Annotated in this window: 10 protein-coding genes; 1 reads left to right on the top strand and 9 read right to left on the bottom strand. The window is 43.8% G+C overall.

Annotation, left to right across the window (positions count from 1 at the left end; translation table 11 throughout):
* Positions 1–34: 34 nt before the first annotated feature.
* The 3 genes from FTV11_RS03090 to FTV11_RS03080 form a co-directional block, all read right to left on the bottom strand.
* Positions 35–2,017 carry a 2-oxo acid dehydrogenase subunit E2 gene (locus FTV11_RS03090; protein WP_180025893.1) on the bottom strand — a complete coding sequence of 661 codons (1,983 nt, stop codon included), beginning with the start codon at positions 2,015–2,017 and terminating at the stop codon, positions 35–37.
* A gap of 2 nt (positions 2,018–2,019) precedes the next feature.
* A complete protein-coding gene (gene aceE / locus FTV11_RS03085; RefSeq protein WP_078193212.1) occupies positions 2,020–4,722 on the bottom strand; it encodes a pyruvate dehydrogenase (acetyl-transferring), homodimeric type in 2,703 nt (900 codons plus the stop codon).
* Between the two features lie 281 nt (positions 4,723–5,003).
* Entirely contained in the window at positions 5,004–5,696 is a 693-nt protein-coding gene (locus FTV11_RS03080; protein WP_180059327.1) for a M23 family metallopeptidase, read from the bottom strand.
* A gap of 106 nt (positions 5,697–5,802) precedes the next feature.
* Here FTV11_RS03080 and FTV11_RS03075 point away from each other — a divergent pair, with 106 nt between their 5' ends.
* Positions 5,803–6,243 carry a DciA family protein gene (locus tag FTV11_RS03075; RefSeq protein WP_180054185.1) on the top strand — a complete coding sequence of 147 codons (441 nt, stop codon included), beginning with the start codon at positions 5,803–5,805 and terminating at the stop codon, positions 6,241–6,243.
* Between the two features lie 97 nt (positions 6,244–6,340).
* On the opposite strand, the gene lpxC is transcribed toward FTV11_RS03075, so the two are convergent.
* The 6 genes from lpxC to murC form a co-directional block, all read right to left on the bottom strand.
* Positions 6,341–7,243 (bottom strand): UDP-3-O-acyl-N-acetylglucosamine deacetylase, encoded by a 903-nt coding sequence (gene lpxC / locus FTV11_RS03070; protein ID WP_168379401.1) that lies wholly within the window; start codon positions 7,241–7,243, stop codon positions 6,341–6,343.
* A gap of 125 nt (positions 7,244–7,368) precedes the next feature.
* Complete coding sequence (gene ftsZ, locus FTV11_RS03065; RefSeq protein WP_168379400.1) at positions 7,369–8,559, bottom strand: cell division protein FtsZ; 1,191 nt, start codon at positions 8,557–8,559, stop codon at positions 7,369–7,371.
* A 159-nt stretch (positions 8,560–8,718) separates the two neighbouring features.
* Positions 8,719–9,981, bottom strand: a complete 1,263-nt coding sequence (gene ftsA, locus FTV11_RS03060) for a cell division protein FtsA (RefSeq protein WP_078190573.1) — start codon at positions 9,979–9,981, stop codon at positions 8,719–8,721.
* A 68-nt stretch (positions 9,982–10,049) separates the two neighbouring features.
* Entirely contained in the window at positions 10,050–10,904 is an 855-nt protein-coding gene (locus FTV11_RS03055; RefSeq protein WP_078190574.1) for a cell division protein FtsQ/DivIB, read from the bottom strand.
* A gap of 3 nt (positions 10,905–10,907) precedes the next feature.
* Positions 10,908–11,837 carry a D-alanine--D-alanine ligase gene (locus tag FTV11_RS03050; RefSeq protein WP_078193219.1) on the bottom strand — a complete coding sequence of 310 codons (930 nt, stop codon included), beginning with the start codon at positions 11,835–11,837 and terminating at the stop codon, positions 10,908–10,910.
* A 59-nt stretch (positions 11,838–11,896) separates the two neighbouring features.
* Positions 11,897–13,345 (bottom strand): UDP-N-acetylmuramate--L-alanine ligase, encoded by a 1,449-nt coding sequence (gene murC / locus FTV11_RS03045; protein ID WP_078190576.1) that lies wholly within the window; start codon positions 13,343–13,345, stop codon positions 11,897–11,899.
* Positions 13,346–13,348 lie beyond the last annotated feature (3 nt).

Raw genomic sequence — 13,348 nt, 5'->3', positions numbered from 1 at the left:
AGCAGGGTTCATTTTGAAACTTAAACAGGTCAGATTAGATCAATAAAGTTCGGATATCTTTGAGCAGCTTCGTCAGTTTATTGGCAAAACGTGCAGCGTCCGCTCCATTAATCACACGGTGATCGTATGACAATGACAGCGGCAGCATCAAACGTGGATCAAAGCTTTCACCATTCCATACTGGCTGCATGGTTGCAGGTGAAATACCCAAAATCGCCACCTGTGGCCAGTTGACCAACGGTGTAAATGCCGTGCCACCAATTGAACCCAAACTGGTAATGGTAAAATTCGCACCTTGTAGATCTTTTGGCGATAGTTTTTTGTCACGTGCTTTTTGACTCAGCTCACCCAGCTCAATTGCAATCTGCTTAATCGATTTTTGATCTGGATTACGCAGTACAGGCACGGTCAAACCATCAGGCGTGGCAACGGCAATCCCCATGTGGATTTCATTGCGTAGCAATACTGACTTGCCATCATCAGACAAATGACCTGCAAATTCACGCTCTTCTTTCAACAAATAAGCCACTGCTTTGATGATGAAAGCCATAATGGTTAAGCCAATACCTTCTTTCTTAAAGTTAGCTTTTAAATCATTACGCCAAGCTTCAAGATCGGTAATATCCGCAGCATCGAATTGCGTCACTTGCGGGATAAAATTGTTTAAAGACAATTGCGGAATCGACACTTGTTGTAAACGTGTCAAAACTTTCTCTTCGACACCACCAAAAGCATCAAAGCTTGGCAATTTCGGCAAGCCTGAAACCTGTGCCACAGCTTGAGCTGCAGGTGCAACTTGCGGAGTGGTCAAACGGGTTTTCACATAAGCGAATAAATCTTCTTTCATTAAACGCTCATGCGGGCCAGATGCTTTGACTTCTGCCAAAACCACACCCAATTCACGTGCAAGCTTACGAACGGCCGGTCCTGCATACACTTTGGCATTGGCAGCATTTTGCTCTTTGGTGAGTTTATCTGCGCCTTGTGATTGTGGAGCTGCTTCAACTTTGCTTTCAGCTTTAGGTGCAACTGTCGCAGGCTGTGCTACAGCTGGTGCAGGTTTCGCTGCTTGTGCGGGTGCTGCAACAGCTTGACCTTCGGCTTCTATCGTCACTAAAGCGACGCCTTCAGAGACACTTTGCCCTAACTGGACATGAATCGCGGTGATTTTACCAGCGGTAGAGCTTGGCACTTCTACCGTTGCTTTGTCTGATTCCACCACGATGATGCTTTGGTCTTTTTCAACCACATCACCCACAGCGACTAAAATTTCAGCCACTGCTGCTTTATCAACACCTAAGTCAGGCACTGCAATATCAACAGGTCCAGACGCCGCAGCCGTAGACGGCGCTGGTGTTGCTTCTGCAACAACAGGTGCAGCAACAGGCTGTGCAGTTTCTTGCACAGCAGCCGATTCAACCGCAGCAGATGAAGCCGCCGTTTTCACCGTTAAAATCACTACACCTTCTTTCACTACATCGCCAGCACTGATTGTGATCGATTCAACACGGCCTGATACAGTACTTGGGACTTCGACTGTCGCTTTGTCTGATTCCACCACGATAATACTTTGATCGACATCAATCTCATCACCAACAGAGACCAAAATCTCACTTACCGTAGCTTTTTCTACGCCAATATCAGGAACTTGCACATCGATGCTTTGCGACTGAGGAGCATTGGCTGCAACAGATGCTGCTGCAGTTTGTTCTGCTTCCACAACCGGAGTTGGTTCTGCTGCTTCGTCTTCACTTGCATTTTGTACTGGCTCAGCTGTAGCAGTACTTTGACCTTCTGCTTCCAACTCGATCAGCACAGCACCTTCAGCAACACTGTCACCCAGATTAACTGCAATGCTTTTCACCACGCCTGCCGAAGTGCTTGGTACTTCAACAGAGGCTTTATCAGACTCTAACAACACAATGCTGTCATCGACGCTAATGCTGTCGCCGACTTTCACTAAAATCTCAGCGACCGTTGCTTTATCTACACCAATATCAGGAGTCGTAATTTGCATGATTAGTTCTCCTCTTTGTAGTCAGCCACAGCATGCAGTTCCGGCGTTTCTTGCGGAGCCCATGCCACTGGACGGTCAGTATCTAGTTCAAAGCTTGAGATGGCATCTTTAACTAAACGTGCATCAACTTCGCCTTCATCCGCGAGTTTTTTCAATGTTGCTACCACAATATGTGCGGCATCGACACCAAAGTAGCTACGTAAGTTGCCACGTGTATCTGAACGACCATAACCATCTGTACCTAATGCAACGAACGGACGATTGTCTGGAAGATAAGCACGGATTTGTTCGCTATAAGCACGCATGTGATCGGTTGCCGATACCACAATACCGTCTTTTTCACGAAGTAATTGAGAGATCCAAGCTTCTTTCGTATCTTCAGCCAATGGATGTAGGCGGTTGTATTCTTCACACGCCATACCATCACGAGCTAATTCGTTAAAGCTAGTGACGCTCCACACGTTTGAATGAATTTGATATTCATCACGAAGGATTTTCGCCGCTTTAATCACTTCACGCAGAATCACACCTGAACCCATCAACTGAACCGTTGCTTTCTCATCTTCTTCGAAGAGATACATACCACGTTTAATGCCTTCTTCAGCACCTTCAGGAATAGCAGGGTGTTCGTAGTTTTCATTCATTACTGTTAAGTAATAGAACACGCGCTCTTGGTTCACGTACATGCGTTTTAAACCATCATGTACGATCACTGCCAACTCATAACCAAAACATGGGTCATAAGAAATACAGTTTGGAATCGTATTTGCCAAGATATGTGAATGACCATCTTGGTGCTGTAAACCTTCACCGTTCAGTGTTGTACGACCCGCAGTTGCACCGAGCAAGAAGCCTTGCGCCTGCGCATCACCTGCAGCCCATGCAATATCGCCAATACGCTGGAAACCGAACATCGAGTAGTACATATACATCGGAATCATTGGCAAGTTATTGGTTGAATAACTGGTTCCTAACGCAGCCCAAGCACTCATCGCACCCGCTTCGTTAATCCCTTCTTGTAACATGTGACCATCTTTAGCTTCACGGTAATGCATCAACTGTTCTTGGTCTTCAGGGGTATATTTTTGACCATGCGCAGCATAGATCCCCAACTGACGGAACATACCTTCCAAACCGAAAGTACGCGCTTCATCTGGCACAATTGGTACGACACGATCTTTAATGGCTTTTTCTTTCAATAATGATGAAATCAAACGTACCATCAACATGGTCGTCGATTGCTCTTTACCGCCACTGCCTTTCAGTACCGCATCAAACACAGACAATTCAGGAATCGCCAGCTGTTCACTTTCTTTACGACGTGCAGGTAAATAACCACCCAATGCCTCACGACGCGCCTTCATGTATTTCAATTCAGGCGAGTTTTCACTCGGACGATAGAATGGCACTTCTTCAAGCTGTTCATCGGTAAATGGCAAGTTGAAACGGTTACGCACGTATTTCAACGACTCAAGCTGCATTTTCTTGATTTGATGCGTCTTATTGACTGCTTCAATCTCTTCCGACAAACCATAACCTTTGACTGTTTTTGCCAAGATAACTGTTGGCTGACCCGTTTCCTTCATCGCTTCGGCATAAGCCGCATACACTTTGAATGGGTCATGACCACCACGGTTCAGGTTATCAATATCTTCATCGCTTAAGTTGCGCACCAACTCTTCAGCTTCAGGATACTTACCAAAGAAATGTGCACGCGTATACGCACCACCTTTCACTTGATAACGCTGGAAGTCACCATCGACCGCTTCTTCCATCACCGCTTTTAAGGCACCTGAATCATCTTTTGCCAGTAACGGATCCCAATGACGACCCCAAACCACCTTAATTACGCGCCAGCCTGCACCACGGAACAATGATTCAAGTTCTTGAATAATTTTACCATTACCACGAACTGGGCCATCTAAACGCTGTAAGTTACAGTTCACGACCCAAATCAGATTGTCGAGCTTTTCACGACCTGCAAGTGAAATGGCACCTGTACTTTCAGGTTCATCCATTTCACCATCACCGAGGTAAGCCCAAACTTTACGGTTTTCTTCTTTGATCAGGCCACGGTTCATCAAGTACTTTTGAATGTGTGCTTGATAGATCGACATGATCGGGCCTAGACCCATCGATACGGTTGGGAACTGCCAATAATCTGGCATCAAGTACGGATGTGGGTATGAAGGTAAACCTTTACCGCCAACTTCACGACGGAAATTATTTAAATGTTCTTCAGTCAAACGACCTTCTAAGAACGAACGTGCATAGATACCTGGCGCACAGTGACCTTGATAATAGATCATGTCACCGCCAAAGCTGTCGCTATTGGCACGGAAGAAGTGGTTAAAACCCACGTCATATAAAGTGGCAGATGATGCAAAACTTGCCAAGTGACCACCTAAATCGTCACCTGTTTTATTGGCACGCAGTACCATCGCTAAGGCATTCCAGCGGATCAGCGCACGAATACGGCGCTCCATATCCGAATCACCCGGCATAGGCGGTTGTTCTTCAACTGAAATGGTATTTAAGTAAGGAGTATTTAGTCGCTGAATGGGAACGTGCTTAGCAATCGCTTGTTGATAGAGTTTTTCAAGCAAAAATGCAGCGCGGTCAGTTCCCATGTGCTGTAAAACTGAATCAAATGCGTCCTGCCATTCTTGGGTTTCTTGCGCATCTGTATCGCCATAAAACGCCATACTTCACCTATCCTATGTGCTAAATATATGGCTCTATTAGTACCATATTTTGGCTAGGCTGAGTTATCGCCACAGATGAATACGAAATAGCTCTATTATTTATTTACTAAATACTTATTGATTAACAATTACACAAATTTACATTTTTGGGTCAATTTTCGCCATATTTCATACAGACAATATTTTTTAGAATGATAATTTTATAGTTATTAGCGATAAATAAAAAAGCCATTGTCTGTAGAGGTTCAGACAATGGCTTCGTATACAGATGTTGTATGCGCTTATGGCAACATCGCTAAATACGTCGATGGGTTTTTGCGTTGACCATCTTTCACTACTTCGTAATGCAAATGTGGGCCAGTACAACGACCAGTACAACCAACGTTAGCAATATGCTCACCCGCAGCAACACGGTCGCCTACACGTGCAATTAAGCGTGATGCATGTGCATAACGTGTCAGGTAACCATTACCATGGTTGATTTCAACATATTGGCCATAACCTGTGCCCCAGCCTGATTTGGTTACAATGCCTGGACCCGTTGCATAAATAGGTGTACCACTTGCCGCAGAAAGATCTAAACCTGAATGATTTTCTGCACGGCCACCCATGGTACGGCCACCATAATTTGAGCTCACGCGCTTCATGTCTGGAAGTGGGTGGGCAATTAACCATGAATATGGATTATTTGAACTTGCTGAATAGTTTTGAGAGGAATTGCTTGAACCGTATTTTTTTGCGATTGTCGCATTGTTGAGTTCAATTGATTTTTCACGAATTTGAACATTCAACTTCGTTTCCGCTGGAACATCAATATCATTGCTTTCAGAGTAAGCACCTTGAGACAAAGTGCGAGTTAACTGTTCAATACGATCTGATGAGTCTGCTTGATTTAATTCAACTAAATCTGCAAAAGCGACTGAAGCGGCCGAAGCTGCCAATGAAAACGCCAATAAAATACGTCGTAAATGCATAAAAAACCTCTATAAACTGTTCTCTTTTGTTCCTTGTGTGATTTCGTCCTTGATATCAGCCAAAAGGAGCGCATAAGATTAAGACATAAACATGTAGGAAATATGTATGTCAGAACCTGTCAACGTCTTTCAACCAACAAGAAAACACATAAAAACAGGAAACTTGTCGTTTCTCTCAACGCAAGTTGCTGCATGGCAGAAACTTACGAAAATTGTTCAACCGCTATTGCCCCAACCGGATCAATGGCAAGTTGTTTGTTATATAAATGGTGTACTTATATTAACTGGAGAAAATCAGGCACTGATTAGTCAGTTGGCCTATTTGCAAAAGCAATATATTGCACAATTATCACAAATATACGAATTCAAGGATTTGCACAAGATTCAAGTCCGTCTGAGAACTCCGTCTCCAACGCCCCATTCCCCTGAAAAAATTTCAAGAACCCTCAGTACAGAAACTCAGGATTTACTCCGTAATGCTGCTGACTTTGTGAGCGACCCTAAGCTTAGCCAAGCAATGCTGCGTTTGGCAAGCAATAAAAAGTAACCACCCAGTTGTAACAGACAAATTTGAATGCTCAGAATGTGACAGACTTAACACTTACAAATGATACAATATAACATCACTATTATAAGACAATGACTTATGTCACATTCACATAACTAATTGGGCAATCATTAATGTCATCAAATGTTACAATTTCATAGCTATCTGGATCACTTTTGACATTGCGTAATAACTGATTATTTAATGCATGACCTGACTTATAGGCATCATATTTCGCAATAATTTGATGACCAAGCAAATATAAATCACCCACAGCATCTAATATTTTGTGACGAACAAACTCATCCGAGAAGCGTAAACCCTCTTCATTGACCACACCATTTTCATCTACGCCAATGGCATTTTCGAGACTCGCCCCCAAAGCCAAATTATTGGCTTTGAGATAATCCAAATCTTTCATAAAGCCAAAAGTCCGCGCTTCACTGACTTCATAGACAAATGTTTCGGTTGAAAAGTCGATGGTTGCCGATTGAAATTCTTTCTTAAATGCAGGATGGTCAAAATCAATCGTAAAATTTAATTGGAAACCGTCATGCGGTTGAAAGGCAGCACGTTTATCATCAATCAGTGCTTCGACAGGTTTAAGTATTTTTATGAATTTTTTAGGTGCATTTTGTTCTTGTAGTTCACCTTGCATAAGCAAATAAATGAACGGGCCTGCACTCCCATCCATAATAGGCACTTCAGATGCCGACACTTCCACAATCAGGTTATCAATCCCTAAACCAGCAATCGCACTCATAATGTGCTCAATTGTGCCCACCTTGGCGTTTTCTTGCACCAAGTTAGAACACATGAATGCTTCTTGAATCAGCATAGCATCAGCTGGAATATCAATCGGTGGATTTAAGTCGATACGACGAAACACAATGCCCCCATCGGCATGATGTGGCACAAAGTTAATCATCACTTTTTGCCCACTATGCAGTCCGATGCCACTCGCTTTCACGATGCGTTTCAGGGTACGTTGTTTCAACATGTGTCTTCTATCATCAGTTCACAAAACCGCTATACGTTAGCATATTTAGCCATTGATAAAAAACAAAAAGGTAGCTGATCAGCTACCTTTTGTAATCAATAGACACTTAAGTCATTGAATTTATGTTATTTACGTTGCTGATTTTTCAAGTAGTCTTGAATACTCATTGGCGTAGGGCGTGAATTCGATGCTGACGCCGCCGCAGCCGCCGGAGCAGCTGCTTCATTGTGCTGACGTTGAATCGCTGGTACATCATCTTCATCTACAGGTGCTTGTGCAGAAGCGACTGTACGCGTTGCTTGTGCGACAGGGCGTTTCACTGGCTCAGCAGAATCGGCAGAATTACGCGTTAAACCCGTTGCGATCACAGTTACACTAATTTCATCACGTGCATCTGGATCAAATACCGTACCGTAGAAAACTTGACCTTCATCAAGATCCACAATTTGGTTCACTACATCAGTGATTTCTTCAATTTCACCGAAGGTTACGTCATCGCCACCTGTTACGTTAATCAAAATGCCTTTTGCATTCATGATCGTCACGTTATCTAACAATGGGCTACGGATCGCTTGTTCAGCAGCTTGACGTGCACGGTTTTCACCACGACCAGAACCTGCACCCATCATGGCATAACCACGTGTACTCATCGCAGTTTTCAAATCGGCGAAGTCAAGGTTGATATGACCAGGACGCACCACAAGATCGAAGATACTACGTACAGCATTTAACAGTACGTCGTCTGCTTTTTTGTAAGCATCTTTCATCGAGATATCACGGAACACTTTTAGCAGGCGTTGGTTCGGAATAATAATCAGAGAATCAACATGTTGCTCAAGTGCTTCAATACCTTTCTCAGCAGATTGCTGACGACGTTTACCTTCAAAGTTAAACGGAGTCGTCACCACACCTACCGTTAAGATACCCATTTCTTTGGCAATTTCAGCAACAACTGGCGCAGCACCTGTACCTGTACCACCACCCATACCTGCAGTCACGAACACCATGTCCGTTCCTTCAAGGTGTTGGCGAATCAACTCACGGCTTTCTTCAGCAGCAGTTTGACCCACTTGTGGATTTGCACCTGCACCCAAACCACGGGTACTTTGCTCACCCAGTTGGATTTTAAATTGTGCATTCATGCGATCGAGTGCTTGTTTGTCTGTATTGGCACAAACAAATTTCACACCCTCGATATCTGATTCCAACATGTGTTGCACAGCGTTACCGCCAGCACCACCTACACCGAATACTGTGAAACGGGCTTGACCGTTGCTGTCGCTTTGATCATCTTCTAAAAATTCAAATGAGGCCATGCCTAAAAAATTCCTAATCCATAATTGGCAGACACTTCAGCCCGTATACTGCCTTGATCTTAATAAAAATTGTTTTTTAGAATGCTGTCCAAGTTCCAGCTTGTCAAGTACAAGCAATAATCCGTACAACTTCCCAACAATATTCCCAAATATTTCAACTTAAAAGATCGACTTCAAGGTGTCATTGAAGCCCGACCATGCCCGTTTTACCCGATTCAATACTGAAAGTTTTTCCGTATCTTCTGGCTCAACGATCGTATCTTGTGTTTCGCTTTGACTGAAAATTAACAGACCTGCGGCAGTCGCGTATTGTGAACGACGTAAAGCTGCTTGCTGTTGATCATCGGCATACACTTGCATAGGTGGATTACCTAAATGTGCAGAGACACCTAAAATCCGGCGTGCAAATGTCACCATTCCTTCAATTTGGCAGGCATCACCTGTGAGTACAACACCATGGTATAAACCATGAATTGCACCATGATCGACCAATTCATTACGCACTTGATTAAAGATTTCTTCATAGCGCGCAATAATGATTTCGGTCAGTTCAATACGGCTAATGGTTTGTGGACCATCAATCCCTTGGAACTGAATCATACTTTCAGGTTTAACCACTTTCAGGTCGACACAACCATACAACAGCTTAATGCGTTCCGCTTCTTCTGTTGTGGTTTGCAATACAGCAGCAATATCACGTGTTACATGCTCACCGCCACGTTGCAAGGTATGTGTCATCGCCAAGCGACCATCTAAATACACCGCGATATTGGTCGTACCTGCACCAATATCGACCAAGCACACACCATATTCTTTTTCATCTTTAAGCAAACTGGCTTCAGCTGTTGCTAATGATGAAATGACCATGCGTTCAACACCAATATTGGCGCCTTTTAATGCACGATCCAAATTCTGCATGGTGCTGATGGGCAACATCATCAAATGATAATGCCCTGTCATACTCCGTGCTGACATGCGAATCGGGTTTAATACCCACTCAGGTTCATCATCTAGTTCAAAACCTAAAGGTACAGCACTCACCAAATAGTGGTCAGACGTTAAATGACTGGCTTTGGCCAGTTCTAATGCACGCACCACTTCATTGGTGGTAATCGCATGGTCATTATTTTCAATTGGAGTGCGACCAGAGGCATAAAAACTTTTTAGTTCAGCACTTGGAATGGAAATCCACGCAGAATGTACACGACATTCCGCCATATCTTCCGCTTCCTGCACTGCATTTTTAATTGCGGTAACAACTTTATCGAGACTGACAATTTTCCCTTTATTCATGCCGCGGTTACGAGCGGTCGCCATCCCTACCACTTGGATATTGTCTGGCGCGTGTACCTTACCAATCAAAACTGAAACTTTGTGTGTCCCAATGTCAATCGCAACAACCGAGGGAACAGCTTCATTCATTATTTACTACTACCATTCACATGTTTGTTTAATTTATGGCTTAAAGCCTCTACTTATAAAGCCGATCATTATGGCTTTACAGGCGCTGCATTCGCAATGCCTATGTCATCACTGGTTACAACAAACTGACCATTTACCGACTTTGCTGGCACAGAGTTTTTCCATTGAATCGCTAAACCATTTCGGTAGCGCAAATCGATGGCAGAAATTCGTGGCCAAACAGGTTTTAAGTCACTGTGTGCGAGATAACTTAAACGCTGCAACTTACTCATGGTTTGATCCTGATCGACAATCACACGTAAGCCTGAATCAAACTGCATAAACCAAGTCATTCGTTCGGTTAAATATAATTCTTTTAAACGAATGCCAACAGGTATAAATAGTTGATTAATTTCATTATAGCGACGCATCATCATTTTGGACTGACTCGTCGGCCCATGCAATAACGGCAAATTCTGATGATTGGTCGGGGTTAATTCGGCAAATACATCACCACTGTCGCTTAACAGTCGCCCAGTTCCCCAACGTGCAATCGCTTGACGCGGCATCACCCGTACACGAATTGCATTTGGCCAAGCACGTGATACCACCACGCGATCGACCCACGAAATTTCTAAAGTACGGTCACGAATGACACGTAAATCAGAGGTAAAATAATTTTGAGTCATCATCGGTGAAACGTATGACATCACTTGTTGTTTTTCTTGGGCGCTACGCACACCCACCACATCAAGTTCAGCCACACGTGCATCCGTCATGACTTTATATAACCCCCAAATTCCGGCAATCAAAACCACACATGCAATAAACAACAACAGCCATCCACCCACATTGGTAAGCTTTTCCTTACGTGTCGGTGGTTTGTCATGTATCGATGTCGTTGCTGCACGTTTACGGCGCATAGACGCAGGAAGTTGAGCCATAATTTAGTGTGCCGCACCTGTCAGGGTTTGTTCCAAAATCGCGACACAAAGATCATCAAAACTATAACCTACGGCATTGGCCGCTTTTGGCACTAGAGAATGACTGGTCATACCCGGAACAGTATTTACCTCAAGTAACCAGAAGTTTCCTTCTGCATCCTGCATCGCGTCAATACGGCCCCAACCACTCGCACCTACCGCTTGGAAAGCGCGTAAAGATAAAGCTTGTAGACGCTTTTCTTCATCTTCAGTCAAGCCACATGGAATACCATATTGCACATCGTTACGGTTATATTTCGCTTCGTAATCGTAAAAAGCCACATCTGCAGGCGGTTCTAAACGAATCACCGGTAATGCCTGACCATTTAAAATCACAATGGTAAATTCACGTCCGGTAATCCATTTTTCAGCCATCACGACGGCATCATGCTGGGTCGCTTTGGCAATTGCGGTTGCAAAGTCTTCAATTTTTTCAACTTTGCTCATACCAATGCTTGAGCCTTCATGCACCGGCTTAATGATAAATGGCAAACCAATTGAATCTACAATTTCTTGTAAATCTGAATCTTTGCTGACAATACGATAAGGTGCTGTCGGTAGTTCTGAACCTTGCCAAACTTGTTTAGTTTTGACTTTATCCATACCAATCGCTGAGCCTTGAACGCCCGTTCCAGTGTACGGAATGTTTAACCATTCCAAAGTACCCTGAATTTGACCATCTTCACCACCACGGCCATGAAGTACGATAAATGCACGGTCATAAGCCACCAACTCAGTCACACTGCGTTGCTGCGGATCAAATGCTTCGGCATTTACACCCGAACGCACCAATGCTTCAAGTACAGCTTTACCACTATCGAGAGAAACCTCACGTTCGGCAGATTTCCCACCTAATAACACGGCAACTTTGCCGAATTTTGAAGCATTTGACACGTTTATATCCTTAAACTTTTATCTACAGTCTAAACAAACTTTGGATCACCAAGCGGTGATCATTTTACATAGAGATTGTTTTGAGCAAGTTCGATTGAGATTGCTCCAACATTACCTGCGCCCTGTGTTAATAACAAGTCATTTGCTTGTAACACTTTTTTCATTACTGCTTGTAAGTTGCCTTCTACTGGATCGATGAGAATCGGCTCAACTTCACCACGGAGACGAATGCTTCGAGCCAACGCACGACTATCCGCACCCACAATTGGTTTTTCACCTGCAGGATAAACTTCTAATAACAACAGTTGATCGACTTGAGACAAGACATCGACGAAGTCATCAAAACAGTCACGCGTACGACTAAAACGGTGTGGCTGAAACATCATCACCAAACGACGATCTGGATGACTTGCACGTGCTGCTTTAATGGTCGCTTCCACTTCTTTTGGATGGTGACCATAGTCATCGACCAATTTCACCAAGCCATCTTCAACTTCAAATTCGCCTTGTACTTGGAAACGGCGACCTACGCCACTGAAGCTTTCTAAGGCACGCGCAATCGCAGCATCAGAAACGCCTTCATCCGTTGCAATACCAATTGCTGCCAAGGCATTTAAGATGTTATGAAGACCCGGCAAGTTAATGGTTAAACGTAACGGCTCACGGTCTTTACGCAAAACGGTAAAGTGTGATTGCATGCCTTCTTGAGCCACATCAACAGCACGAATGTCGTTGTCTTCATTGAAACCATAAGTCACGACAGGACGACCAATACGCGGCATAATTTCACGGATGTTGGCATCATCACCACACATCACAGCTAAACCGTAAAATGGAAGACGCTGTAAGAATTGTACGAAGGTATCTTTCAATACATCGAAACTACCGCCATAAGTATCCATATGGTCAGCATCGATATTGGTGACAATCGTTGCCATTGGCTGTAAGTGTAGGAATGACGCATCCGACTCGTCCGCTTCAGCCACGATATAACGGCTTGCACCCAATGCAGCATTTACACCGGTACGATTTAACAAACCACCAATGACATAAGTTGGATCCAGATTTTCTTCTGCCAACATGCAGGTCACAAGACTGGTTGTCGTGGTTTTACCATGCGTCCCCGCAACGGCAATACCATGACGGTAACGCATTAATTCACCCAACATTTCTGCACGACGCACGACAGGTGTACGGGTTTCAATCGCCGCTTTCACTTCTGGGTTTTCAGAATCAATAGCTGTTGATACCACGATTACATTGGCACCTTGAATATTTTCAGCAGCATGACCAATGAAAACTTGAATGCCATTTTCTTCAAGCTGAGCCGTGGTTTTCGACGCTTTAATATCTGAACCTGAAACTTTATAGCCTTGGTTTTTCAATACTTCGGCAATACCACACATGCCCGCACCACCAATCCCAATAAAATGGATGTGTTTAATACGGCGCATTTCTGGCACTTTAATGAGCTTTTTCGCTTGATCGGCAGGCGTTGATGGAGACATAGA

This window comes from Acinetobacter sp. YH12231 (assembly GCF_013417755.1).
Classification (GTDB): Bacteria; Pseudomonadota; Gammaproteobacteria; order Pseudomonadales; family Moraxellaceae; genus Acinetobacter; species Acinetobacter amyesii.
The sequence above is the reverse complement of the archived record's forward strand: the minus strand, read 5'-3'. Positions and strand labels throughout refer to the sequence as shown.

What these genes read in the sequence shown, in the direction of transcription:
- FTV11_RS03090 (WP_180025893.1), bottom strand. Translation starts at nt 2,017, where the DNA reads ATGCAAATTACGACTCCTGATATTGGTGTAGATAAAGCAACGGTCGCT.
- aceE (WP_078193212.1), bottom strand. Translation starts at nt 4,722, where the DNA reads ATGGCGTTTTATGGCGATACAGATGCGCAAGAAACCCAAGAATGGCAG.
- FTV11_RS03080 (WP_180059327.1), bottom strand. Translation starts at nt 5,696, where the DNA reads ATGCATTTACGACGTATTTTATTGGCGTTTTCATTGGCAGCTTCGGCC.
- FTV11_RS03075 (WP_180054185.1), top strand. Translation starts at nt 5,803, where the DNA reads ATGTCAGAACCTGTCAACGTCTTTCAACCAACAAGAAAACACATAAAA.
- lpxC (WP_168379401.1), bottom strand. Translation starts at nt 7,243, where the DNA reads ATGTTGAAACAACGTACCCTGAAACGCATCGTGAAAGCGAGTGGCATC.
- ftsZ (WP_168379400.1), bottom strand. Translation starts at nt 8,559, where the DNA reads ATGGCCTCATTTGAATTTTTAGAAGATGATCAAAGCGACAGCAACGGT.
- ftsA (WP_078190573.1), bottom strand. Translation starts at nt 9,981, where the DNA reads ATGAATGAAGCTGTTCCCTCGGTTGTTGCGATTGACATTGGGACACAC.
- FTV11_RS03055 (WP_078190574.1), bottom strand. Translation starts at nt 10,904, where the DNA reads ATGGCTCAACTTCCTGCGTCTATGCGCCGTAAACGTGCAGCAACGACA.
- murC (WP_078190576.1), bottom strand. Translation starts at nt 13,345, where the DNA reads ATGTCTCCATCAACGCCTGCCGATCAAGCGAAAAAGCTCATTAAAGTG.